The organism is Streptomyces sp. RKAG290 (assembly GCF_023701695.1).
Classification (GTDB): domain Bacteria; phylum Actinomycetota; class Actinomycetes; order Streptomycetales; family Streptomycetaceae; genus Streptomyces.
The window spans coordinates 720,124-742,896 of record NZ_JAJOZC010000001.1 but is presented as its reverse complement, the minus strand read 5'-3'; the positions used below and the strand labels follow the sequence as shown (position 1 = coordinate 742,896).

Annotated in this window: 19 protein-coding genes and 3 pseudogenes; 13 read left to right on the top strand and 9 right to left on the bottom strand. The window is 66.1% G+C overall.

Annotated elements, in window-relative coordinates; all coding sequences use genetic code 11:
* Positions 1-370: 370 nt before the first annotated feature.
* Positions 371-682, top strand: a complete 312-nt coding sequence (locus LNW71_RS36370) for a hypothetical protein (protein ID WP_308294579.1) — start codon at positions 371-373, stop codon at positions 680-682.
* On the top strand, positions 570-872 hold the full coding sequence (locus tag LNW71_RS36365; protein ID WP_308294452.1) for an alpha/beta hydrolase: 303 nt from the start codon (positions 570-572) through the stop codon (positions 870-872). Before LNW71_RS36370 ends, LNW71_RS36365 begins: the two co-directional genes overlap by 113 nt.
* Positions 873-1,636: 764 nt before the next feature.
* Here the strand turns inward: LNW71_RS36365 and LNW71_RS03170 are convergent.
* The 5 genes and pseudogenes from LNW71_RS03170 to LNW71_RS03155 form a co-directional block, all read right to left on the bottom strand.
* Positions 1,637-2,092, bottom strand: coding sequence for an ATP-binding protein (locus tag LNW71_RS03170; RefSeq protein ID WP_250966816.1), 456 nt, complete (start codon positions 2,090-2,092; stop codon positions 1,637-1,639).
* A 1,619-nt stretch (positions 2,093-3,711) separates the two neighbouring features.
* Positions 3,712-5,109: an MFS transporter gene (locus tag LNW71_RS03165; RefSeq protein ID WP_250966815.1), complete on the bottom strand. Its 1,398-nt coding sequence runs from the start codon at positions 5,107-5,109 to the stop codon at positions 3,712-3,714.
* 504 nt (positions 5,110-5,613) lie between these two features.
* The gene (locus LNW71_RS03160) at positions 5,614-6,036 is read right to left on the bottom strand and encodes a serine hydrolase (RefSeq protein ID WP_250966814.1); all 423 of its coding nucleotides are present in this window, start codon (positions 6,034-6,036) and stop codon (positions 5,614-5,616) included.
* Positions 6,017-6,238, bottom strand: a pseudogene (locus LNW71_RS36800) (serine hydrolase); the annotation flags it as partial. The pseudogene LNW71_RS36800 and the gene LNW71_RS03160, both read right to left, overlap by 20 nt.
* 85 nt (positions 6,239-6,323) lie before the next feature.
* On the bottom strand, positions 6,324-6,752 hold the full coding sequence (locus tag LNW71_RS03155) for a serine hydrolase domain-containing protein (protein WP_250966813.1): 429 nt from the start codon (positions 6,750-6,752) through the stop codon (positions 6,324-6,326).
* Between the two features lie 350 nt (positions 6,753-7,102).
* Here LNW71_RS03155 and LNW71_RS03150 point away from each other — a divergent pair.
* A pseudogene (locus LNW71_RS03150) lies at positions 7,103-7,192 on the top strand (ATP-dependent endonuclease); the annotation flags it as partial.
* A 76-nt stretch (positions 7,193-7,268) separates the two neighbouring features.
* On the top strand, positions 7,269-8,291 hold the full coding sequence (sph, locus tag LNW71_RS03145; RefSeq protein WP_308294450.1) for a sphingomyelin phosphodiesterase: 1,023 nt from the start codon (positions 7,269-7,271) through the stop codon (positions 8,289-8,291).
* A 695-nt stretch (positions 8,292-8,986) separates the two neighbouring features.
* On the opposite strand, the gene LNW71_RS03140 is transcribed toward sph, so the two are convergent.
* Positions 8,987-9,433 (bottom strand): hypothetical protein, encoded by a 447-nt coding sequence (locus LNW71_RS03140; RefSeq protein ID WP_250966811.1) that lies wholly within the window; start codon positions 9,431-9,433, stop codon positions 8,987-8,989.
* A 789-nt stretch (positions 9,434-10,222) separates the two neighbouring features.
* Here LNW71_RS03140 and LNW71_RS36040 point away from each other — a divergent pair.
* The 6 genes and pseudogenes from LNW71_RS36040 to LNW71_RS03110 all read left to right on the top strand — a co-directional run.
* Positions 10,223-10,378: pseudogene (locus tag LNW71_RS36040) on the top strand (GntR family transcriptional regulator); the annotation flags it as partial.
* 215 nt (positions 10,379-10,593) lie between these two features.
* Positions 10,594-10,908 carry an FCD domain-containing protein gene (locus LNW71_RS03130; RefSeq protein ID WP_250966810.1) on the top strand — a complete coding sequence of 105 codons (315 nt, stop codon included), beginning with the start codon at positions 10,594-10,596 and terminating at the stop codon, positions 10,906-10,908.
* Positions 10,905-12,266, top strand: a complete 1,362-nt coding sequence (locus tag LNW71_RS03125; protein ID WP_250966809.1) for a hypothetical protein — start codon at positions 10,905-10,907, stop codon at positions 12,264-12,266. Before LNW71_RS03130 ends, LNW71_RS03125 begins: the two co-directional genes overlap by 4 nt.
* Before the next feature lie 31 nt (positions 12,267-12,297).
* Positions 12,298-14,145 (top strand): GMC family oxidoreductase, encoded by a 1,848-nt coding sequence (locus LNW71_RS03120; protein ID WP_250966808.1) that lies wholly within the window; start codon positions 12,298-12,300, stop codon positions 14,143-14,145.
* A gap of 652 nt (positions 14,146-14,797) precedes the next feature.
* A complete protein-coding gene (locus LNW71_RS03115) occupies positions 14,798-15,421 on the top strand; it encodes an RNA polymerase sigma factor (protein WP_250966807.1) in 624 nt (207 codons plus the stop codon).
* Positions 15,399-16,493, top strand: coding sequence for a CU044_5270 family protein (locus tag LNW71_RS03110; RefSeq protein WP_308294449.1), 1,095 nt, complete (start codon positions 15,399-15,401; stop codon positions 16,491-16,493). Before LNW71_RS03115 ends, LNW71_RS03110 begins: the two co-directional genes overlap by 23 nt.
* A gap of 438 nt (positions 16,494-16,931) precedes the next feature.
* Here LNW71_RS03110 and LNW71_RS03105 read toward each other — a convergent pair whose 3' ends face one another.
* Positions 16,932-17,579, bottom strand: coding sequence for a hypothetical protein (locus LNW71_RS03105; RefSeq protein WP_250966806.1), 648 nt, complete (start codon positions 17,577-17,579; stop codon positions 16,932-16,934).
* 478 nt (positions 17,580-18,057) lie between these two features.
* Here LNW71_RS03105 and LNW71_RS36035 point away from each other — a divergent pair, with 478 nt between their 5' ends.
* Positions 18,058-18,186 carry a hypothetical protein gene (locus LNW71_RS36035; RefSeq protein ID WP_285802032.1) on the top strand — a complete coding sequence of 43 codons (129 nt, stop codon included), beginning with the start codon at positions 18,058-18,060 and terminating at the stop codon, positions 18,184-18,186.
* Here LNW71_RS36035 and LNW71_RS03100 read toward each other — a convergent pair.
* Positions 18,183-19,307, bottom strand: coding sequence for a DUF3103 family protein (locus tag LNW71_RS03100; protein ID WP_285802343.1), 1,125 nt, complete (start codon positions 19,305-19,307; stop codon positions 18,183-18,185). The genes LNW71_RS36035 and LNW71_RS03100 overlap by 4 nt on opposite strands.
* A 482-nt stretch (positions 19,308-19,789) precedes the next feature.
* Between LNW71_RS03100 and LNW71_RS03095 the strand changes: the two genes are divergently transcribed.
* The gene (locus tag LNW71_RS03095; RefSeq protein WP_250966804.1) at positions 19,790-20,455 is read left to right on the top strand and encodes a hypothetical protein; all 666 of its coding nucleotides are present in this window, start codon (positions 19,790-19,792) and stop codon (positions 20,453-20,455) included.
* Positions 20,456-20,692: 237 nt separating this feature from the next.
* Here LNW71_RS03095 and LNW71_RS03090 read toward each other — a convergent pair whose 3' ends face one another.
* Positions 20,693-21,916: a saccharopine dehydrogenase C-terminal domain-containing protein gene (locus LNW71_RS03090; RefSeq protein ID WP_250966803.1), complete on the bottom strand. Its 1,224-nt coding sequence runs from the start codon at positions 21,914-21,916 to the stop codon at positions 20,693-20,695.
* A gap of 131 nt (positions 21,917-22,047) precedes the next feature.
* On the opposite strand from LNW71_RS03090, the gene LNW71_RS03085 reads away from it, so the two are divergent.
* Positions 22,048-22,752 (top strand): TetR/AcrR family transcriptional regulator, encoded by a 705-nt coding sequence (locus LNW71_RS03085; protein ID WP_250966802.1) that lies wholly within the window; start codon positions 22,048-22,050, stop codon positions 22,750-22,752.
* Positions 22,753-22,773 lie beyond the last annotated feature (21 nt).

The window sequence follows — 22,773 nt, the reverse complement described above, 5'->3', positions numbered from 1 at the left end:
GCGAGGGCATCGGGGTGGTAGGTGTTCGAGCTGTGCCAACGCAGGTAGGCATGGAGGCAACCCGGGGTTCTTCGGGGGGCTGGCCACGCTCTCTGTTGCTGCACTTGCCGCCGCCATGCCTGCGGACTTCGCCCCGGCAGTCAGGAAGACCGCAGGTGTTGCCCCCGCAGCGCCCATGGCGAAGTGGATGTCCTGCTCCCACCCGAATGCTCTGCCCGGGCAGGAGTGCTCCAAGCTCGACCTCCCGCTCGACTACCGTCATCCGGATGGCCCGCGGGTTTCCCTCGCCGTCTCACGGCTGCGTAGTGACCGTCCCCAGGCCCGCCGCGGGTCGCTACTGCTGATCCCCGGCGGCCCGGGTGGCCCAGGGGTGCAGCAGTTGTCCCAGGTCGGGACAGCTCTGCGCAAGGAGATGGCGGGTGCCTACGACATCGTGAGCCTTGATCCCCGAGGGGTGGGCGGCAGCACCAAGGCGAGCTGCGGGCTCGCAGAAGCCGACCGTCATCTGGTGAGTCTCAAGGCATGGCCGGCGCCTGACGGGCAGATCGACGAAGACATCGCCCGCCGGGATGCCGCGCAATGCGTTGGGATGCGCCTTCTGGAAGCATGCGCCCGAAGCGAAACCTACCCGGACCACAGCAGATGGCCCGTCAAATATTCTTATGATCCAGAACCTTCGTGACCCTTCGACACCATACGTCGGTGCCTTGCAGATGCGGAAGGCTCTAGGTAAGCGCGCCCGCCTGGTCACCGTTGGCAGCGGTGGTCACGGCGTCTACCTCAGCAACGGGAATGCCTGTGGTGATCACAAGGTCACCACCTTCCTGAGGAAGGGCTCGCGCCCGAAGAAGGACGCGTACTGTGCCGGCTGATTCCTGAAGTCCCGAAGACTGAGGCCGCCAACTGCTGCCGATGCGGGCACCGGAGGACCGCGTCCACTTCTACGCCGGCGCCGGCCGCCTCGGTAGCTACCGGTAGGAGGATGCGGGCCCGGCCGTGCTTGATGTCGCCTAAGGGCTGTCCCGTAATCCCTGGTGGATCAGCGCGCGGCGTCAGATGCGGTGCATCGCAAGGCGGAGGGGCGTCCGCATACTGGATGTATTCGGGCGTTCCGACAACGCGGCGAGAGTGGGGCCTCCCCTGCTCGAGCGCAGCCGAGAGCTTGGGGAAGTAGCTGTCGTCGTGCGCCCGCCAGGGATTACGGGACAGCCCTTAGCAGCAGACGTTGCTACGCGCTCCTGGAGACCTCGCGCCATTGCCGCTTACTCAAGGGCGCAAGAGGCATGTCCTCGGCTGCGGAACGCAGGCCCTTGAACCCGTGTCCGTTCGTTCGCACACATTGAATCCTTGAACTTCGAGTGCGTACACGTTCAGAGATCCACTGGGCCGCCGGTCGGCGCGATCCGGTCCTGGGGAGAGATTGACGTACCGGTACCCGGCGCGCGGGTGGACGGCCTGTCAATGCCGAGGTGTTTCGGAGGAGCGGCGAGTTCTGTCTGAGCCCCAGCGGTTGCCAGGCCGGTGCAGGGACTCGCTCCCGAGGACGGGTCGACGTCCGTGGTCGGTTCGTCCGCGGGCAAAGCACCGACGACGCTGGGGGAGGCGTCTGGGCTCTGCCCGCAGGGCGGAGATTGCGTCAGCCCGCCTCCCGGACTGTACAGAGCGACGTACACGACGTTTCTATCTCGGCCCAGTTGGAGGTGTGATCGACGTAGGGACGGCAGCCGTGATCTCTGGTGAGAGCATCAATGATCAGGTAGCCGCGTCCGTGCTCGTCCTCCGTGCCTGCGGCGATCTTGGTTGCCTCCACGGATGCGGGCCCTCCGTCGTCCACTTCGACATGGATGACACCTCGGGCCGACGGGGGATTCAAGTGCAGGGCGATGGGCGGAAGCGCGTGCGCGACAGCGTTTGCGACGAGTTCTGACACGACCAGCACAGCCTGGTGCGCAGTGTCGTCCGCTATTCCCCATACGGTCAGAGCACGTGCGGTGATCCGTCGCGAGGTGGGGACCGCCTGCGCATGGTGTGGCAGTGCCCAGACCTCGCAGGGGTACTCGGTGTTCGTGTTCTCCTGCGGTACCAGCTGCACAGCTGCGGTGGGGCGGGAACGACGGTCATCGCGATCACATCCTGGACGGTGCCGCTTGCGACTCAGCCTTGCACTGAATCTCCTACCTCCCGTTCTACAGAAGGCCGCAGCTGTCCTCGTCAGGGAACACCCCCAAACCACCCCTTACCAGGCTGCGTAACATTCCGTGCTCGTTAGAGAGCTGACGGCGAGGGAACCCAGAAATGGCGGAAATAGATGTCGTCTTCGGCTTCGATGTTCAGGACTCCTGCCGATATATAGGAATCCGGTGAGTCGCTCCATGAGAGGTGGCCGAGTTGTACACTTTCCACCTCGAGTTCATCTCCTGTGCCGGAGTCTGGAATGGCGATGTTTCCCCAGTACGGAGCCATGTCGCCATCTTCCACTGCTGAGAAGTCATAGGAATAGAGACGTTTGCTGCCGTTGTAGGAGTAATCTGTTGACAGGTACAGATTTCCGTTGGGGGAGAACGTGCCGGACTGAACGTGATGCAGCAGGGACGGGAGTTGTACTTGCTTCTTCAGGCACCCGGTAACAGGGAGAATCCATTGATGACTTTCACCTGAAGAGCCGGGTCCGTATCCGTGGTATATCCGTATGCGGAGCTGTAGAGCAACCCGTCGACGGGTTATGTCCGAGCCATGAGTTCTTCCATTTCTGAGGAGAGCGTGACCCGGACGTCCTGCCCCACATCGAGAGCTTTCCTAGCGTGCTCAGGCCCTTGCTGAGCTGCCAGATGTATGTCGGCTCCGCGCCGTCGTTCTCGATCGGGATATAGATCCGATTGCTTGTGCGATCGATTGTTGGTGAACCCACGTGTGCGAAACTGTCTGGCGCCTCAAGGCTGGCGTAGGTGTGCGTCAGGTCGAGGGAGAGCTTATAGATGCGTCGCGTGCGTGCGCTATTGGAAACGGCGTACCAGTATTGACCGTCGGTACACATTCCCTGGAATTGCTGACTCCAATCGCTCTGAATCGACTCCGACTGAACGTACTCCCATTCGGAAATCCTGGGATTGGATGGGGAACGTGGCGTAGCTGCCTGAGAGGAGCTGAGAGCTATGGACGCCAGGGGGATTTGTGCGGCGGCGATGCCGGCTCCCTTGATCAAAGCTCTGCGGCTGACGGTCATTTGTTTCACCCATCCTTGTTCAAGTGAGTTGGCCAGCGCGTTGGAACGCTGGAGTAGCAACATGAGTGATGTCGCAGAATCTCAGCGGGGCGACGCGGTGGTGGAGCGCCTTTCTCGCCAGATCTCGAGAAGTATTAGGTAGGAGTGGGGTGAGGTGGATCAGTGTTGTCTACCTAACTCTGCGATGGGCCGTGGCGAACCTGGTCGAGTCGAGTCGGGTCGCTCGTCGACGGACACAGCTCCGATCGCTGCTGTTGTCCTTGTCGTTTCGCCTCCCCTTCGGTGGAGACACCTCGGCATGGTTGAGTTGGGTTACACGGCTTTGGAAGAGCGCGCGATCCGTGAACGCCCCCTTGCGCGGGTCGAGTTGACAACAGACGCCAACGAGGATCGGTAGTGGTGGCGTCAGCTGCCGGCCGGGGAGAGTGCCCTCGTGGGCACTGTCGGTCGACTGTCGGCGAACGGGACCAGAGCGAATCCGGTCCACCTCAGTCACCCGTACCCACCGCGCGCGGAGGAGGGGCACGCAAGCTGAAGGCCATGAGGATGGCGCCCAACGCCACCATGGCTGCCGGCACGATCAGTGCCGTGCGGAACGCGCTGAGAATCTCCTGCGGAGAGCCGTCTCCGTTCGCCTCGACCAGGACGTACACCGCCGTAACCGCAGAGATGCCCGTCGCCGCCCCGAACTGGGTCGCTGTCTGAAAGAGGCCTCCGGCCAGCCCGTGCTCCGATTCCTCCGTACCTTCAGTTGCGGCGATCGTGAGCGGCCCATAGACAAAGGCGAATGCCGTGCCGGACAGGAACAGCGTGGGAAGCATCGCGGCGTAAGGCCAGTCGAGGCCCACAGGTAGGAACAGGACGTACGACAGAATGGCGATCAGGAAGCCGCCGAAGATGACCCGGGCGTTGCCGAACCTGCTGACCAGGCGAGGGGTGAGGGTCGGGGCGAGGACCGCGTCCGCGCCCATCACGATGAGGGCCAGCGCCGTCTCCATCGAGGACCACCCGCGGAGTTGCTGCAGGTAGAGCGTCACCATGAACTGGAAGCCGAAGAAGGCGCCGACGAAGAGCAGTGCACTCAGGTTGGCGCGGACCGTCGAGGTCTTGCGCAGGATGCCGAGCCGTACGAGAGGCACGGTGGCGTGGCGCTCGACCATCACGAACCCGGCCGCGAGCAGCAGCCCGGCGCTCGCCGCGCCCACCGTGACCTGCCAGCCGTGGATGCCATGCTCCAGCCGCACGATCGAGTACGCCAAAAGCAGCATCGTCCCGGCGGCAGTTGCCGCACCCATCAGATCGAAGGACCCGTCCCGACGCGTCGGCCGGGCCTGGACAGGCAGCAGGCGCAGCGCCGCGAGCAGGATGAGGCTGCCCAGCAGGACCGGGGCGAAGAAGACCCACCGCCAACCGAGTTGCATCAGCAACCCACCGATCACCAGGCCCAGCGTGAAGCCGCCTGCTGCCGTGCCGGCGAAGACGAGCAAGGCCTTGTTGCGCTGCGGACCTTCTTTGTACGAGGTGGTGATGATCGACATCGCGGCCGGCGTCATGAAGGCCGCAGCCACACCCGTCACGAAGCGGGCGACGATCAATGTCCAGCCATTGGTCGCGAATCCGCCCAGCATGGAGAAGCCGAGGAAGACTCCCAGCCAGATCAGGAACATGCGGCGCCTGCCGAGCAAATCCGCGGCACGTCCACCGAGCAGCGTGAAACCGGCATACCCCAGGACGTACGCGGTCATCACCCAGGACGCCGTGCCGGTCGGCAGTTCGAGGTCGGACTTGATCGACGGCACGGCCACCGACAGCATGGCGACGTCGATGCCCTCCAGGAAGATGCTGCCGCAGAGTACGAGCAACAGTGCCCAGGCACGTCGACTCATGGAGGTCCTCTCTCGCATGAGTAGTCACTCTGCGTAAAGCGAAAATTCAGGCGCGGCTGGCTACATGGGTGAGTCGCGCGGGGAAGTCCGGCCCGCATGGCTCACGTGCGACGTCCCGGACAGTCCTTCGGGACGATCCGGGAAGGAGAGATGCGAAGGGCTGAGATGCCGCACAAAAGCGTGGCGGCCATCCACTCGGGACGACCCCCGCCACAATTACAGCGTTCTCGCCTCGGCGACACCGTGGGGAGGGCCCCTAGGTTGGGAGGGAACCCCCCTAGGTTTCACCTACGTGAAGCGGACGGACTCGTGCGCGGAGGGCTCGCCGAGTGACACTCGGCCCGGAACCCGAAACCCGGAACCCGTAGCGCATCGAAGGTCTCGATGACGGCGAGTACGTGCGCGGCACCCTCCGGGTGCCTCGAACGAGCCGGCTCTCTCTGCCCTGCCATGCACCGCATCCGCCTCCGCGCGCCAGTACACCAGGGCCCAGGGGGACAGCCCTTAGCCGCAGAAGGCGTCGTCGAACAGTGCGGTCGTGGCGGCGATAGCCTTCTTGCTCATGGAGTTGGGATCCAGGTTGAGGGCGATCGTCGCCTGCCGCTCCGCGTCCGCCTTCGCGTAGGACTGCACGAGATAGCCGGGGAAGTTGCCGTCCAGACCCCAGGCGGTCCCACACGGCACCGTCCGGCGAACCAGCCCGAGCCCGTACTGCACTCCCCCCACGCCGGTGACGGTGGTCATCATCTGCTTGAGCAGCTCAGGAGGCAGCAGCTTGCCGCCGAACAAGCCGCGGTAGAAGGATGAGACGTCGCCTGCGGTGGAGATGATGCCGCCACCGGCGAATGCGATCGAGGGACTGAACCCTGTGATGTCGGTGGCGGAGGCTTTTCGATGGTGTAGTAGCCGTGCGCGTGGGGCCTTCAATCCCCGGTTTTGTGGGGAGATAGCTGGTGCGCAGCTTGAGCGGCTCAAAGATCCGCCGGTCCAGTTGGACGGCCAACGATGTTCCGGTCACCTTCTCGACAAGGAGACCCGCCACCGTGTAGTTGGTGTTGGAGTACGCCGCGCGAGTCCCGGGCGGGAACAGCGGCTTCAACGCAGTTCCCAGTTTCACGAGTTGCTGGGGGTGGTGACATGGGCGAGGTCCCCGGCGAGATAGGGCGCCAGGTACTTCGGGTTGTCCTCATAGTTCGGAATGCCGCTGGAATGGTTCAGCAGCTGGCGTACCGTGATGTCGGCGCCGTTGGAACCAGGCCGGGCAGCCACTTCTCGATCTTGTCGTCGAGGCCCAGCTTTTTCTCGTCCACGAGCTGAAGGACGATGACCGCCACGTACGACTTCGACACGCTGCCGATCCGGAAGCGGTCGTCCACGCTGAGAGGCACCTTCTTTGCGGTATCGCCCTGGCCCCACGCCGTGGCGGTCTGCTTGCCATCCTCCGCAGTGACAACGACCACCCCTGGCACCCCGTTGTCGAGTACGGCCTCGCTGACCTTCGTGAGCCGCTTCTTCTGTTCATCACCCGGCGAGGAGTCGTCGCCGCACGCACTGACTGTAAAGGCCAGGGCCAGACTGACCGCAAGCCATACTGATCGTGCCTTCACAGCGGATACCTCCGGTGGGACGGTTTTCTTGCCCACTCTTCCCGTCCACGCGGTCCCGGCCGGTTCGCCGCGCAGGGAGAGGGCGCGAAGTCGACCGGTCGGCCGACGAGTGCTGTCAGGTGCCCCCGGCGGGCGCACCACGCCCGCTGCCGAAGCCCGCGCGCTGATCCACGGGGAGCACGGGACGACCGGCTTCGCTGCACTCTGAGAACCCGTCTTCGGGCCGTCCGACCGGTCTGTTCAACGTCCATCGAGGCGCCGTTGCAAAAGTCCCATACCGCCGGGGCCGGAATGGGTGGAGACTCCTCTCATCGCTGACCTGGGGTCTCTCCGGGAGGCGGTCGCCGCGTGCGCGGCCGGTGGCCCCTGGTGACCCCGCGCTGGATGTCCGGGCAGTCGTCCAGGCGGAGGGCGACCTGCGTGCCCTGCAGACCTTCATGCGCCAGCCCGCACAGCAGGGCCGCACCTCGCAGCAATAGTTGCTGTTGCCGCAGTACGACTCGCTCGCAAGGGGGAGTGGCGTGAGCACCCACGGCAGTAAACGAGTGAAGCATGCTCAATATTTTTCCCGAAGTGGCCAACAGGATGGAGAAGTCACCCACACCAGGTCGAGGAGCCACGTCCATGAACCTCCGCGCAGCCGCCGTACTCACGGCCGCTATTTTCTCAGCCATACCATCCACCGTCGCAGTGGCAGCACCTGCCGCTCCCGCGCCTGGCGCTCCCGCCCTCAAAGTACTGACCACGAACACCATGCTCCTGCCATCCGTCATCTCCGACGGCTGGGCGCAGGACGAGCGAGGTGGGCTGATCAGCTCGGCTCCGTACGTCTCCGGCAACGATGTGGTGGTCTTCCAGGAGCTCTTCGACAACAGCGCATCCGACATACTGATGAACCGTCTGCGGGGCTACCCGTACAAGACTCCCGTCATCGGGCGGTCGCGAGATGGTTGGGACGCGACCCGCGGGGCCTACTCGACGCTCCCCTACGAGGACGGTGGCGTGGCCATCGCCAGCCGCTGGCCCATCACCCGAAAGATGCAGTACATCTACAACGACTCCTGCGGTGCTGACGCGTGGGCCGAGAAGGGGTTCGCCTACGCCCAGCTCAACGTGGCCGGGAAGCCGGTGCACGTACTCGGTACTCACCTGCAGGCGGACGACGACGGATGTGACGACGGTGAGGGCGCATTGACCCGCACAGCGCAGCTCAAGGAGATGCACGGCTTCGTCGACAGCCTGAAGATTCCGCTCAATGAGCCCGTGATCTACACCGGCGACCTGAACATCAACCGTTACGGCCCTGAGTACCCCGGACTGCTCCGCACTTTGAGTGCTGCCGCGCCCGGGTATGCCGGTCACCCTTACACCAGCGACCCCAAGACCAATCCGCTGACGGCGGAGCGGTACCCCGACGCGCCGCGTGAGTGGCTCGACTACGTCCTCTACGACAGCCGCCACGCACGCCCGACGACGTGGACCAACACGGGGCAGGCCGTGTACTCCCCTTGGTGGGAGCTCGACGACACGGTTTACAACCGCTACTCCGACCACTACCCGGTCCTGGGCTCGTGACGTCGAACAGCCGGCGGCAGAGCGAGTGAGCACGACTCACTCATGGACCGAAGTGCCCGAGTAGGGATACTCGCGGCGGGCAGTTCCCGTGAGCAGTCTCCTGGCTGACTCCTCACCCAGGAGGTTGTTCTCTCGGTATCCGTCCCGGGTTCTGCCAGGACGGTAGGTGCCGAAATCCCCCGCGGCACCGTGGAGCGATTCGCGCGGACCGATCTGTGGCCGGTCGAATCTGTGGCGGGATCCGGACCAGTTCGGATCCCGCCCCTCTGCGTCGGCTCTCCCCGAACCGTGATTCTGCGCAGCGAACGCGGCTTTGCCGTCCGCTGTTTCGGCGCGGCGGGCTGCCCGCTCACCGGCCGGGGTCAAGATCTGCTGACTGCGGGTGGAAACGCTCCGACAGGTCCACCGGCCAGCGCTACGCGTGCGGGGGTGACCGCGGCGCCGTCATCGGCATGTGCGACGGCACCGCGGGCAGGGCCCGTGCTGCGCCGGCAACCACACCCACATGTCCCACGACCCACCCACATCGGAATGAATGCCGTGGATGGCCCTGGCGGCGGCGAGTGAGATGTGCCAACGCCGCTGATGCCTACAGGAGCGTCGGAAAGGGAACCGAAAAGTGCTTGATGTACACATCGTCGGTATCGAGGGGATCGACGTCCACGCATCCGACGTGGACCTGGACGTGGCCCGAGTCATAGTTCGTGGGGAGCCCACGACGATACCCTCGACCTCAAGATCTGAGGCATTGATCCGGTACCTGCCCCAGTAGCCTGCTGTATCACCCTTCCCCCTGAGGGAATTTGGTAGCTCACGATCTCTTTGGACCAGTCGGTTGTCAGATAGAGATTTCCGTTCTTGGTGATGTGTCCACCATTGATCTCTCGCAGCTGATAGGGCAGCTTCACCGTCCGCACCCACTCGAAATTCCGCGCAGGATCGTAGGCGTGGATCTCGCCGACGGTGCCGTTGTCGCCGTATATGGAGCTGTAGAGCAGGTTCTCCCGCGGGTCGTACGCGCACCAGGCGAACGAACTTCCCTGTGGTTGGGTACCCGACCCGCCGAGCTTGCCGTATCCGCCGTGCACAACTGATCCGTCCGGTCCGACGTACAGTTTCCAAATGCGGGAATTGGACTCCATGGGACGAAGAGTCTGTTCCCGTTGTGGTCGTAGGTCAGGTCGCCCAGATGCTCACCGGGGTACTGTGAGACGGCCATCATGTAAGAGTTGGAAAAAGTATGGTCCAACCGCCAGATACCTTCATCCTGCGGATTGCTCGGGTCGGGACCTCCATACTGATTGTTCGTCATGAAGTAGTGACTCTTGCTGGCCGTGATGCCCTGCCAGCGGTTTCCCCAGCGGCGGTTGTCGAAGACGCTCTCGCCTGCCATGGACCATTCGCCGATCTTCGGATCCAAGCGGATGATGGGCGGATCGCCCGCTGCTCCCGATGTGAGAGCCTGTGCTGCTCCCTCGCCGCCGATGCCCAAAAGGGCAGCGCCCGATGCTGCACCGGCGGCGTTTCGCAGGAATTTGCGTCGATTCATTCTCGACCTTTCGGAAGTGGATTTTGAACTGTCTATTCGAGGGGTGGTCTCCGCACGGTGCGTGACGCCGTCATGCTGTGCCGTCGGGAGCCTGGGTTGCGTGGCGCCCATGAAAGGATTGACGGCAGCCATTGCGGTTGAGCCGCCTCCATGCGCACTGCTGAGCACATCTTCCGCCCGAAAGCCGGCAGGGGAATCAGTGGTCCGTACTCAGTCGAACAGGGCGGCCCGCGGCGGAGTGCGCCCGCGCAGACGATGCGGGAAGAAGTGAGGGCATCGGTGCGGGCGCCCTCGGTCGAGGGGTGCACCTGTTGACGTTCAACTTCCCTGCGTGGTGGAGTGGCTGAGCCACTCAGCCACCTAACTCTGCCCGGGAGGGCCCGTGGAGACATTGCCTCGCGAGACCATCGTCGATGTCCTCGAAAGCCGGCTCCGCGAGGACATCCTCACCGGCAAGCACCCCGTGGGCAGTTACCTGCCCCCCGAGCGGGAGCTGGCCGACGGATACGGAGTCACCCGGACCAGTCTCAAGCACGCCTTCGGTCGCCTCATGCAGGTCGGCCTGCTGGAGACCCGGCACGGGGTCGGAACCCGCGTCCGCGACTATGCCCGGCTCGGAGGGGCGGACCTGCTGCCCATGCTCGTGCGGCACAGCCCGGACTGGATCGAGGAGATCTTCGAAGTGCGGCGGGGGTCGGAGTCCTCATCGCCGAGCGTGCCTCAGTCCGGGCCACCGGCCGGGACCACGAGAAGTTGGCCGGCCTGCTCGACTCCGTACGTAAGGCGGAAGGCGCGGACGCCGTACAGCTCGCCGACGCCGAGGTGCACCGAGCGCTTGCCAGGGCAACCGGCAACCGGGTCTATGTGCTGCTCACCAACACTCTCTTCAACGCCTACCTGCCGGTCCGCGCGGCTCTGGCCGGGCCGTTCACCGATCCGGACGTGGCGCACGCCCGGCTGGCGCCCCTGGTGGAGGCCGTGCGGACCCGGGACCGCGACGCCGCGCGTGCGGCTTCCGAGGACTACCTCACCGCCACCGCCCGGATCATGCTGGACGGCCTCGGATGAGGGGTCGCGGTACCCGGTTCACCGAGACGATGCTCGGCACCGTCCGTCTGGCCGGGGAGCACCACGACCGTCCGATGCGGCTGGATCTGACGGCCACGGCCGACGCCCTCCTGCGACCGGCCGCGACGATACGGGCCGGGCTCACCGGACGGGTAAGGATCCGCGGCTGGGCGGACGCCCCGGTCGAGGAGGGCGAGATGGAGATCTCCCCCCTTGCGCGTCGCCGCATCCGCTATCAGCTGGCTCTCACCGTCGACGGGCGGAAGCTGAGCCTGGACGGCTGGAAGTCCATCACCCCGTTGCGGCCGCTGCGTTCCATGACGGTCCTGCCCTTCACGCTCCACGAGAGCGACGGCACGCAGGCAGGTACCGGGACTCTGCGCTTCCCGGTCGCCACCGGCCTGCTGCCCTTCCTGCGGAGTTTCCGTTTCCCGCACACCTCCCCATCCCACCCGGCGGACCCTCACGCGCTCCGCTGGGCAGGTGAACCCGGCCGCACCGAGGTCTGGTACACGACGCTCAGCGACCCTGCGACCGGCACCGGCCTGTGGCTGCACCACGAGCTGGTCTCACCCGCCGACGGCTCCGCCGCCCGAGCCCACGGCTGGATAGCCGCCTTTCCCGCCGAAGGACCCGTCCTGCACGCCAGGTTCGGGCCCGAACCATGGCGGAGCACCACCGAAGGTTTCACCTCAAGCGGCGTCTCCGCTGGCGCCGGCCACCTGGTCGGCAGCGCCGGCAACTTCAGTTGGGACCTCACCGAACACGGCGCGGACCGACCACTGTTCACGTTCCCGAAGTGGTCGTGGCGGCGACCGCTGCTGCCCGCATCCCACATGCTGCCGGCCGCGCGCGCCACGTACGACGGCACCGTCACCCACCCCGGCGGCACCATCCGGCTCACCGGTGCACCCGGCGCCTCCGCCCGAATCTACGGACGCGGGAACGCCCGCCGCTGGGCCTGGCTCCACGCCGAGCTCGAAGACGCCGGGGTACTGGAGATAGTCGCCGCGGTCTCCACTCGCCCGCTCCTGCGCTCCCTGCCGCCCCTGGTGTTTCTGCGGCTGCGCCGTGGCGACCGGACCTGGCCCCGGCGCGCCGAACGCTCGGCGTTCGGCCTGGCGGGCTTCGGCCGGTTCCGCGCCACCATCGGGACACCGGACTGGACGGTGAGCGGCCGGGCCGGCCTGCGGCGCATCCGGGTGCGGGTCACTCAGCCCGCGGACCGGACCCTCACCCTCGACTATCAGGACCCGGACGGCACCATGAACGTATGCCGCAACAGCGAGCGCGCCGATGCCGAGGTCGTTGTCGAACGCTGGTGGGCCACTGGCGCAGCGAGGCATCCTGGACCCTGAACGGAACAGCGCACGCGGAGGTGGGAGGAAGGTGACCGCCCCCGGACTCGTGGCCGCGTTGCTGGCCACTGATGAGCGGGACACGGGCTGGGCGGGCCGGGTTCCGGACCGCTTGGGCGCCGTCCTGTCGACCATGCCCGCTCACGCACGGGCCGGCCTACGGGCTGCGGCCTTCGCCGTCGAGGCCTATGCCCTCGCCAGTACCGGCAGCAGGCTCGGTGCGCTGGACCCTTCCGGCCGAGAGGGCGTGATGCGGGCCCTGGCCGCCCGTCCGGCCGCCGTGGCGCTCCTCGATCTCGTCAAGGTGCCCGTCCTGCTCGCCGCCGGCACCGAACGGATGCGGGGAACCGGAGCACAGGCCGGGCCGCTCGCGGTACCCGAAGATCCGCCGCTCGACTGCGTACCGGCCACGGAATGGCCCGACCGTGCCACCGCCGATGTGGTCGTCATCGGCTCCGGCGCAGGTGGGGCCGTTGCGGCGCGAACGCTGGCCCGGGCCGGGCTGCGGACGGTCGTCGTCGAGGAGGGCGAGCACCACACCACCGCCTCGTTCGGCAGGCGAACGCCACTGGACCGCTTCGGCGCTCTCTATCGCGACGGCGGGGCCACCGCCGCGCTCGGCCGGTCCCCCCTGCTGCTGCCGACGGGGCGTGCCGTTGGTGGCACCACCGTGGTCAACTCCGGTACGTGCTACCGCACTCCTGACCGGGTGGTCGAGAAGTGGCGTGACCGGTACGGCTGTTCTCTCGCGGAGGGCTTCGAAGCCCATCTCGACGGGGCCGAACGTACCCTGCGCGTCGCGACCCAGCCCCTGGACGTACTCGGCAACAACGGCCTGCTCGCGCTGGCCGGCGCACGGGAACTCGGCTGGAAGGCCGGCCCGCTCCGCCGCAACGCGCCGGGCTGCAAGGGCTCTTGCCAGTGTGTTGTGGGCTGCCCGACCGGCGCCAAGCAGAGCGTGCAGCTCTCCGTGCTCCCCGACGCCTGTGCTGCGGGGGCACGGATCGTCACCGGTGGCCGGGTGCGGCGGATCCTGATCGACCAGGACCGCCCCGGAGGCCCCGCAGCAGCCGGTGTCAGGGTGCGCCGGTCCGACGGCACCGAACTCGAGATCCTCAGCGCCCTCGTGGTGGTCGCGGCCGGAGCCCTCCAGTCCCCGCCCCTGCTGCGCCGCTCCGGCCTGGGGTCCCATCCGGGTACCGGCAGCAACCTGAGCGTCCATCCGGCGACCAGCGTCGCCGGCCGGTTCCCACAACAGGTCACCGCCTGGGAGGGAGTGCTGCAGAGCGTCGGTGTCGAGGAACTGCACAGCGAGGGTGTCCTCATCGAGGCCACCGCGACCCCGCCCGGCATGAGCAGCTTCGTCCTTCCGGGCCTGGGCCGGGAGCTGAGGGAGGAGCTGGAAGACTCCGGACGGCTCGCCACCCTGGGCGCGATGATTGCCGACAAGCCCTCGGGCCGGGTTCTGGGCCGAGACCGTACGATGATCCGCTACGACGTACACCCCCGCGACGCTGCACGGCTGATGGCCGCTGTCCGGGCGATGGGACAGGTCCTCTTCGCCGCCGGCGCCGAGGAGGTGATGACGGGGATCGGAACCGCTCCCCGTGTGTCCGACCTCGCCGGACTCGACGAAGCTCTGGCGGTAGCGACTGTGGGCCGGCTCCATCTGTCGGCCTTCCACCCCACCGGTACGGTCGCGGCGGGCGCCGACCCGGAGCGGTTCCCCGCCGACGGCGAGGGCCGACTGCGCGGAGTTCGTGGGGTACTGATCACCGACGGCTCCGTCCTGCCGAGCTGCCCGCAGGTGAACCCCCAGCTCAGCATCATGGCCGCCGCCTCGGCCGTCACCGAACGGTGGGTCGAAGCGGCACGCTGACGCGACGGAATCCACAGGTCCCACGGGATGCACCGGTGGGAGCTGACCGGACGTCCCTTCTCGCACCACACCGACGGGGTGCCGACGAACACCGGTTCGTTCGGCACCCCGTCGGCGTTGCGCTGAGGACACCGACCGACGCCGACATCACCGGCCCGTCGCCTGCAGCGCTTCGCGAGAAGTCGGCCCTCTTCCCACATGCGGACGGCATGCGCAGTGCGACACCCGGAGAGTCCAGAACGCCCCGCCGGCTCTCGCGCCGGCACGCCCCCGTGCGCCGCAGAGCCGACGCGGGCGCGGCATTCGAGACTCCTTCCGAAGGCTCCGTAAGAGGGTGCCCCCACCCTCGGGCGGATTACGTGAAGAGCCGAGAAACACCCGCCGGATCTGGTTCGGCAAGCTCGGTCCTGCTGAGCGATTGCTACTCATTTACTTAGCCACGATTGATGCGTGGATTGTCCTGTACCAGGACGGAGAACAGCCTTTGAGCTGCATGTTCTCCCCTCGGCGCCCGCTGAGCCCGGATTCGGGCCGAGTTACGAAGGCGACTTCTCCACTCAGGAGAGAGCGCGGGTGTGAACTCGAATCCTTCCTCGTGCGGACAGCTTTTGACCGGGCCGTGAGATCCGTCCGGAAAGGTGAGATGGAATGAATGGAGACCGACGTGACAGCACCTTCCCGGACGGGGAGTCGGCAGGACCCGGCTGAGGATGCGGCCCTGGTGCTGGAGTCGCACGGCGATCCGCAGCGATTTGCCGAGCTGTACGACCGGTATGCGCCGGACATTCATCGGTACGCCGCCAGGCGCCTGGGGGACTGGCTGGCAGATGACGTGACCGCGGAGACGTTCCTGATCGCGTTTGGCCGACGACACCGATTCGATCCGGCTCGGGGGAGCGTGCGCCCATGGCTGTACGGGATCGCCGCCAATCTGATCGCCGGCCACCGTCGAACAGAGGTTATGCAGTACCGGGTGCTGGCCAAGACCTCCGTGGATGCGGTGGTTATGGACTGTCACGACGGTGCGGACAGCCGGGTAGCGGCCGCTGCGGTCACGAGTCAGCTCGCTGCCGCTCTCGCTCACCTCTCCAAGGGCGACCGGGAGGTGCTGCTGCTGATCGCGTGGGAGTCCTTGTCCTACGAAGAAGTCGCCCAGGCCTTGCGCATCCCGATCGGAACGGTCCGCTCCCGATTGAATCGCGCCCGCAAGAAGACCCGGAAGGAACTCGGTGGCATTGATCCCACCACGGAACATGAGGAGTTCACGCGTGGATGACATGGCACTTCTCCGGCAGATGCGTGCTGAAATTCCCCGCCCTGATCCGGCGCGGATTCTCTCCGGCCGGGAACGGCTGGTGGAAGCGATCAACGGGGACCCCGCCCGACTTCGGGCATTTTCCATCCGACAGCTTTCCGAGAGGAACGACATGACCTTCATGAAGAAGCCGGACGCCAGGGCGTCGGCCCAGCCCGACGACTCCCCGACCCGCGCCCGCGCCGGTCGCAGGCCGGCGCTGCGCGTGGTGCTGGTGGCCACCGCTGCCTTTGCCGTCGGCGCCACCGCGGTGAGTGTTCTCGATGACAATGACGCGCACACCGCAGTATCTGCGAGCGTTGACTCCTCCCGGATGCAGAGGGTCAGCGTGGCGACCGTGCTCAATGCCGCAGCTGTCCTCGAGCGCCGGCAGGAGAAGACCGTTGCCCCGCGTGACGATCAGTTCATCTACACGAAGGAGATCATCTCGGAGAGGGAGCAGAAGACCGGCTCGCGAAAGTCCTACGTGGACGAGAACTGGACGTCGGTGGACGGGTCCAAAAGGTCCTGGGTCATGGAACTCGGCAAGGGCTGGTGGTCTGCGCCGGCCCGGCAGCAGGGAGAGACCTGGCCGCCGGCTGACTGGGGCTCGCTCAAGAAGCTGCCCACGGAACCGGACGAGCTGATCCTCGCCGTCATGTCGCCCGGCGCCGGGACGCACAAGTCGGTCGCCGATATCAAGAAGAGCGAATGGCCGGATGTCCACTTCGCACTGGCAAGTCTGCTCTACCGCGTGCCCGTGATGCCCGAGGGTCTGCGACCTGCCGCGTTCGAGGCGCTTGCGAAGATCCCAGGTGTCACTGCGTCCTCCGGGGTGAAGGACGCCAAGGGGCGGGCCGGCGTCGCCATCGCGTACACGGACAAGAGGCAGCAGTCGGGCTGGGACACGGTCCTCATCTTCGCCGAGGACACGCACGAGTTCCTCGGTTTCAAGAACACCCGGTCCTCCGATTCGGGCGGCGGGAAGAACTACGACCAGCTCTCCTACCTCGACAGCTATGCCGTCGTGGACAAGGTCAAGCAGCGCCCCTGAGGGTGGGCGGTGACGGCTCGTCGAGGGTGAGGTGACCCCGGTGCGGTGCGGTGCGGTGTGGTGTTCACAGCATCGCGAGTCGTGAGGGGGCCGGTGGCTGTCGGTCGCGGAGACGTCCCGCTTGCTCGGTGACTGCACGTGCTGCTTTTCGTGAACGAAGTGTGTGCAGGACGAGGGCCTTGGCCGGGGACGGCCGGGGTCCTCGTCGTGTTGCTCAGTGGGCTTGCAGGAGAAGGTTGTTCACGGCCGCCCTTCTGGCTGAGGACTGCGACCAGCACTCTCGCCTCGCGTCGTACGTCAGGTACGTCGAATCGTGTGGTCAAGCAAGGCGTGGCGCGCTGGCGGCGATCGATTGTCCGCGAGCAAGGCCGGCCAGGCCTGCAAAAGGTGCTTCCCGAACCGCGAGGTTCGGGAAGCACCTGGAAAAGATACTGACGCTTACGGTGCTGTCGTCACGACCGTGACGCCCTCGAGTCGCGCAGTCTTGGCTGAGCCATAGCCGACTACCTGGGGCCCGTCACCATTGTCGCTTCCCAGTGACCGCACTGTTACTGCGGTCTTGGACTGAGTGTTCAGGTCGCCGCCATCCGCCGGATCGTGGAACTGAATGGTGTGATGGTTGCCGACCGAGCCGTACACCCCTACGACTGTGACGGCGTGACCGCCCGTGCGGTCGCCATCTGCGTCATACCATCCGATAGAGGCGATGAGGAGATCCCGGCCGTTGCGGGTGAGCTCGACCATCCGGTGGCTTACGTTGTCCTCATCATCCAATGATTCCCAGTCGGCTTCGAGACGGTCTTCGTAGCCCTTCTGCTCGATGAGATCGTTGATGCCGTCTGCGGCGTTGCCGCGGTTGGTGCCCGACGTCGCATCAGTCTCGGCCAGACCACCCATGCGGCCCAGCTTTGCGGTGACTTCCTGATAGTTGACCGGAGAGCTCGACGTGGGGTCGTAGTCGCCATCGAGAAGATTGGGGTAACCGTGCCGATCGAGCCAGAACATCGTGTTCAGCGCAGAGGTGGGCATGCAATACATCTGACCGTTACCGGGAAGTCCCGCTCGATGCTGGTCGATGTCGGACATCTGACACGCCTTGTAGGACCAGGCGGTGTCGCTTTCTGTCACGGAAGCAGCCGTGCAACCGTCTGCGGACGCTGCGGTAGCCGGCGACACGGTCATTGCTGACGCTGCGAGTACTCCAGTGACCGCAACGGCACGCAGGGTGTGTCTGGTGGGAGCGCTGAATCTGAGCAACATCGAAGTGCCTTTCCTTGTTTCAGAACACTGATTGGTGCCCATCTGCGGGCGGCTCCTGCCGAACGCACCCGAGCACGCATGACTCGATTCAGGCGCGATCGAGTCGTGTGGTCTCCTCGCCCCAACTGCTGGTGCGGCGGGCGTCACTCCGCGCGCGTCTCCACATGGAGGTCTGCGCAAAGCGGAGTAGGGTCTGGCCGGAAAGCGAATGCTCCAAGGGCGTGACGCGAACATTACTGGTGGCCGAAGTCCCGTAACCTGAGTAGTGGTTGCTTCATTAGCAGCCACGAGGTACCGGCTCCGAATGAGCCGAACGGCGGAACGGCCGCCCCCGCCCGCAGGTCGACGAGGCGACGAGATGCACGAGGTATTCCTCGGCCTCGCCGCCACGTCATCCAACGACATGGTCGTCGTCCATGAGGGGGACTTCTAAGATGCGGCGACCCAGTAGGGTTCCAGGGTCATTGTCCCGTTGCCCCGCGCACCGTTGGCAGGTCCGCTTGCCGACCGTGCCAGGGTGTACCAGGACTCGACGTAGTCGGGACCATCGGTCCACCAGTCATCGGGGATGGCCCCCAGGACCGCGTTGGCCATGGGCACGAATGCACCCAGGTCGACAATGGTCAGCAGGGCGTCGGCGATGGCAGTCGCCAGTGCCTTGTAATTGGTGCTGCCGTCCTCCTCCATCATGACGACATCGGCGAGGTCGTACTTGTAGTTGGACCAGTTGACCAGGATCTGGTTGGGCGAATAGGTCTTCTCGTCCTCGTCGAGGTAGGGCATGTCGACCGGGTCGACCCGGACCTTGCCGTCCTGTCCGAAGCCCGCCACCAGCGAGTAGATCTCGGCGTCGCCCTTGGTCCAGGGCTCTTCGTCGTCCGTCAGCCGGACTGACTTGATCCGACTGGACCAGAACCCCGGTGCGGCGGTACGTGTGGGCTTCGCCGACGTGGTCAGCACGCCGCGGGCAGACAGCTCATCACTCAGCACCTGCATACCGGCAGAGACTGCGCGTTCGCCGTCGATGTCAATGACGTACACGGGATGCGTGGGGACCTTCTCCGCATCGAGCTTATGGACTCCGCCTTGCGGGTCATAGGCAACCAGTTGTCCCGCGGTGTCGTCGTCCGGGGCCGCTGCCACCCACGGCTGTGCGCTCGCACGGAGCGCTGCCCTCATCGAGGGGTCACCCAGGCGAATCTGAAGCAGCCCAGTGGTGTGCCCACTGAGCCCCTTGGCGCGAGCAAGGTCGCGGTCCGCCTTGTTCACCTCCTGCCTCAGAGCGGGAGACCCCAGCGTGGGTGCGGTCAGTAGTTCGCGCAGGCCTACCTCGGGTGCGGCGAGGGCTGCTGTACTCAGGCCGGCTCGCCATCCAGTGCCTTTGAGAGCGGCGGCGATCGACTGTGCGGCCCGGTCCTTGATCGCGCCGACGCTGTCGCTCGGTGCTGCTGTCCGAGCAGGAGCCGGCTTCGAAGGGTCGGCCGAGGGAGAGGCCGACGCAGGGAAGACGCTTAAAGTTACGGCGGAAACCGCGACAACGCACAGCGCTGCCATTGTGTGACTGGGGCGGGACATGCGGACTCCTGAGGCATTTGAGCACAGCGAAGTGCTGTGTGGTGTGCGATGAGATCCGGCCCAGCCTTTAAGGATTCGAGGGGGCCGGTGCGCCCTCAGAATGACGATCTCATGCCAACAGTGCAAGGGGTATTGGCATAGCAATAGCGAGTGGGACCGTGCGTCTCCTCGGATACACGAACAATGCATCGACATCGGCGGTTGGGTGCGTTAGCTGCTGTTCGCCAATACATCTGCTGGACCAACGAATTGAGTACTAATTGCTCACTCGCCGGCCGTGCGATGCTGCGAGAGTGGGTGGCGGTTGGCATTGCGAAACACTGCGGGCTACCTTCCCGATACCTGCCCGGATACCCGCACTGATGGCGGCATCCCGGCGCAGCAATGAGCATCAAGTACCGATGCCTGTCGCTGCGTTGACGGGCCACCGTGGTGGTCCACTCAACACGGAGTTGATTCACTTGTTCAAGACTCTGCAGCGTCGCCTCACGCAGGTCGGCGCGGTCGTCGGTACGGGACTGCTGGCAGTCGCGCTGGCCAACCCTGCTCAGGCAGCGACAGGCGTGACGCCCGATCCGGCTCCCGCCAAGGCCACGACGGCCGCAGTGCCGTACGAGGCGGTCGGTGTCGACACGGCACGGGCTCTGTCGCTGGCCGAAATCAAGTCGCGAGGTCTCACCGAGTACGTCGACCTTGACAGCTACCGCAGCACGAAGCCGGTGAGATCCAATGGCGGGGGAGCGGCGCCCACCGCTCGCAACGACTTCGCTGCCGCACCGGAGGCAGCTTCGGGTTGTTGGTCGCACGACTTCAGGAGCTCGGGCACCGACCAGCTGTACGGGACCGGCCATGCGGACTGGTGCGGCAACGGCACAGCCATCACCTATGCGACCTCCACCTGCTCGGGTGACGAGGCTTCGTGGATCCCCACATACAAGTACCTGAGTTGTGCTGTGACCCCGGGCTTCGGTGTCGGCTTCAACGTGTATGACGTTGCGGCCAAATGGGATCTATGCGCCCTCTTCGTTCCGATCTGGGGTAACTGCACCAGTCATGGCCGCCCGGCCAGCCACTACCGCTACGGCCCCAACGGCGAGGTCTGGCTGATGTCTCAGACCCCTGCCTGATTGCCCGCGACTGCTGGACAGCCACTCCCATGACGCCGTCAGGCGGCTGCCGAGCCCTCTCGGCAGCCGCCTGACGCGTCGAGTGCTGCTCACGGGGGCTACGCCGGCTTTGCGGCGTCCACGACCTGCACGGCCACGACCGACGCGTCGCCACCCCTTCGCGGCCTGCGGCCTGCGGTCGGCGGCGCGCATGCGTCGGCGGCTCGCTTCGCCGATGCGCAGGTCGCGCGCGGCGCGTCAGCCCCCGTCCCGCATGGCCCACGGGGAGCCGTAGGCGGTGAGCAGGTCGAGGAAGGGGCGGGGCGGGAGCCCCTCGGGGCCGACGATTCCGGTCTCGGACCAGACGCCGGTGGCGAGCAGTTCCAGGGCCACGACCGGGTTGATCGCGGTCTGCCAGACCACGGCCTGGGAGCCGTACTCACGCATGGACCACTGGTTGTCGACCACGTGGTAGAGGTAGACCTCGCGCGGCTGTCCGTCCTTGATGCCCCTGACCCAGGTTCCCGCGCAGGTCTTGCCGGACATCCGCTCGCCCAGTGTGGCCGGGTCCGGCAGGCAGGCGGCGACCACATCGCGGGGCGAGACCCGCACGGGGCCCGCATCGCTATGGACCGTGACCGGGGTTGTCGAGTCCAGGCCCAGGGCGTGCAGGGTCTTGAGCTTGCCGATGAAGTCGTCGCCCAGGCCGTACTTGAAGGTGATGCGTTGGGTATCCACCCAGCGGGGGATCAGCAGCACCTCTTCGTGCTCGACGTTGACGCACTCGACCGGGCCGATGCCCTCGGGGAAGTCGAAGACTTCGGGCTCGCTGAAGGGCTCCGTCGTGAACCAGCCACGCTGCGCCTCGTAGACCACCGGCGGGTTGAGGCACTCCTCGATGGTGGTCCAGATGTTGAAGGACGGTGCGAAGTCGTAGCCCTCGACGGTCAGATTCGCGCCGTCGCGGATTCCTATCTCCTCGATCTCGTCGAAGAGCTCCTCGGCGGCGTAGCGGGCGAACACGTCCGACAGCCCGGGCTCCACGCCCATACCGACGAGCGCGAGCCGGCCGGACTTCACCCATTCCTGGGCCTGCTCGAACTGCTCGTCGCCGAGCTTGACCCCGCACTCCCGGTACGGGTCGTCGGGGTGCGGGTGCGACAGGGACATGGCCATGTCCAGGTAGTGCGTACCGGCCGCCAGGGCAGCCCGGAAGAGCGGCATGACGAACCGCGGGTCGGTGGCGTTCACCACCACGTCGCACTGCCGCTCGGCGAGAAGCGCGGTGACGGCGGCCTTGTCCGAGGCGTCGACGCGGCAGGCGCTGAACCGGTCGGCCGCGTCACCCAGCGCGGCCACAGCGGCCTCGGCACGGGAGACGTCGTAGTCGGCGACGACCATATGGTCGAAGAAGTCGCGGCGGGCCGCGATCCGGGTGATGGCCGTTCCGACGCCACCGGCGCCGACAAGGAGTACACGCATGAGAGGAACCCTTCTTTGGACGAGAGGCCTGCGCCCCCTGGAGAGGGATGAAACCCGGGCCGCTCAGCTAAGGTCAATGGTGTTGGCATAAGGATCGGGCGAGCTCGCCCGCAGAGCGGAGGCGGCCGACGATGGCGAAGAAGGTGATCCCCGAGGAGGCACGCAGGCGGCGCCGGCCCACCCGGCAGGGCATGGTCCTGTCGGAGCGGCTGATCGTGGAGACGGCCCTTCGGATGCTGCGCGAGCACGGCAGCGCAGGGCTGTCCGCACGGCGGCTCGGCGCGGCCTTGGGGGCGGACCCCAGCACCTTGTACCGGTACTTCTCCGGGATGGACGACCTCACCCTCGCCATCGGCGAGGAGCTGATCGGTCGCGCCATGACCGGCTGGGCGCCGACCGGCGACTGGCAACGGGACCTGCGTGGACTCGGACTGCGCATCCATGGCGCATACCTCGCACACCCCCAGGCTGCGGTGCTCACCGCCAGCCGTGTCACGGGGCGGCCACGAGAGATCGAGGCGGACGAAGCCATCCTCGGGATCCTGCGTACGGCCGGATTCACCGATCCGGACGCGGTGCGGATCTATCACGCCTTCATCGACCAGAGCCTGGCATTCGCGGCTCTGGACGCCGGGGCCCTGGCTTTGGCGGCGGAATCGCGCGAAGCCGACGAAAGCATGTGGGGATCGACGTACGCGAACCTGCCGGAGGGGAGCTATCCGCACATCGCGGCGACGGCCGATCTGCTGGCGGCGCGCATGACGTCCAGTGCCTACCCGGCCGTGTTGGACATGCTGTTGGCGAACGCTGCTGCCGAGCTCGCCGCTGCTGGATGACGCCGGCACCACGCCCCTGAG

Coding starts and splice junctions, on each gene's coding strand:
- LNW71_RS36365 (WP_308294452.1), top strand. CDS start 570: ATGCCGCGCAATGCGTTGGGATGCGCCTTCTGGAAGCATGCGCCCGAA.
- LNW71_RS03165 (WP_250966815.1), bottom strand. CDS start 5,109: ATGAGTCGACGTGCCTGGGCACTGTTGCTCGTACTCTGCGGCAGCATC.
- sph (WP_308294450.1), top strand. CDS start 7,269: ATGCTCAATATTTTTCCCGAAGTGGCCAACAGGATGGAGAAGTCACCC.
- LNW71_RS03140 (WP_250966811.1), bottom strand. CDS start 9,433: ATGGAGTCCAATTCCCGCATTTGGAAACTGTACGTCGGACCGGACGGA.
- LNW71_RS03125 (WP_250966809.1), top strand. CDS start 10,905: ATGAGGGGTCGCGGTACCCGGTTCACCGAGACGATGCTCGGCACCGTC.
- LNW71_RS03115 (WP_250966807.1), top strand. CDS start 14,798: ATGGAGACCGACGTGACAGCACCTTCCCGGACGGGGAGTCGGCAGGAC.
- LNW71_RS03110 (WP_308294449.1), top strand. CDS start 15,399: ATGAGGAGTTCACGCGTGGATGACATGGCACTTCTCCGGCAGATGCGT.
- LNW71_RS03105 (WP_250966806.1), bottom strand. CDS start 17,579: ATGTCCGACATCGACCAGCATCGAGCGGGACTTCCCGGTAACGGTCAG.
- LNW71_RS36035 (WP_285802032.1), top strand. CDS start 18,058: ATGAGCCGAACGGCGGAACGGCCGCCCCCGCCCGCAGGTCGACGAGGC.
- LNW71_RS03100 (WP_285802343.1), bottom strand. CDS start 19,307: ATGGCAGCGCTGTGCGTTGTCGCGGTTTCCGCCGTAACTTTAAGCGTC.
- LNW71_RS03090 (WP_250966803.1), bottom strand. CDS start 21,916: ATGCGTGTACTCCTTGTCGGCGCCGGTGGCGTCGGAACGGCCATCACC.
- LNW71_RS03085 (WP_250966802.1), top strand. CDS start 22,048: ATGGCGAAGAAGGTGATCCCCGAGGAGGCACGCAGGCGGCGCCGGCCC.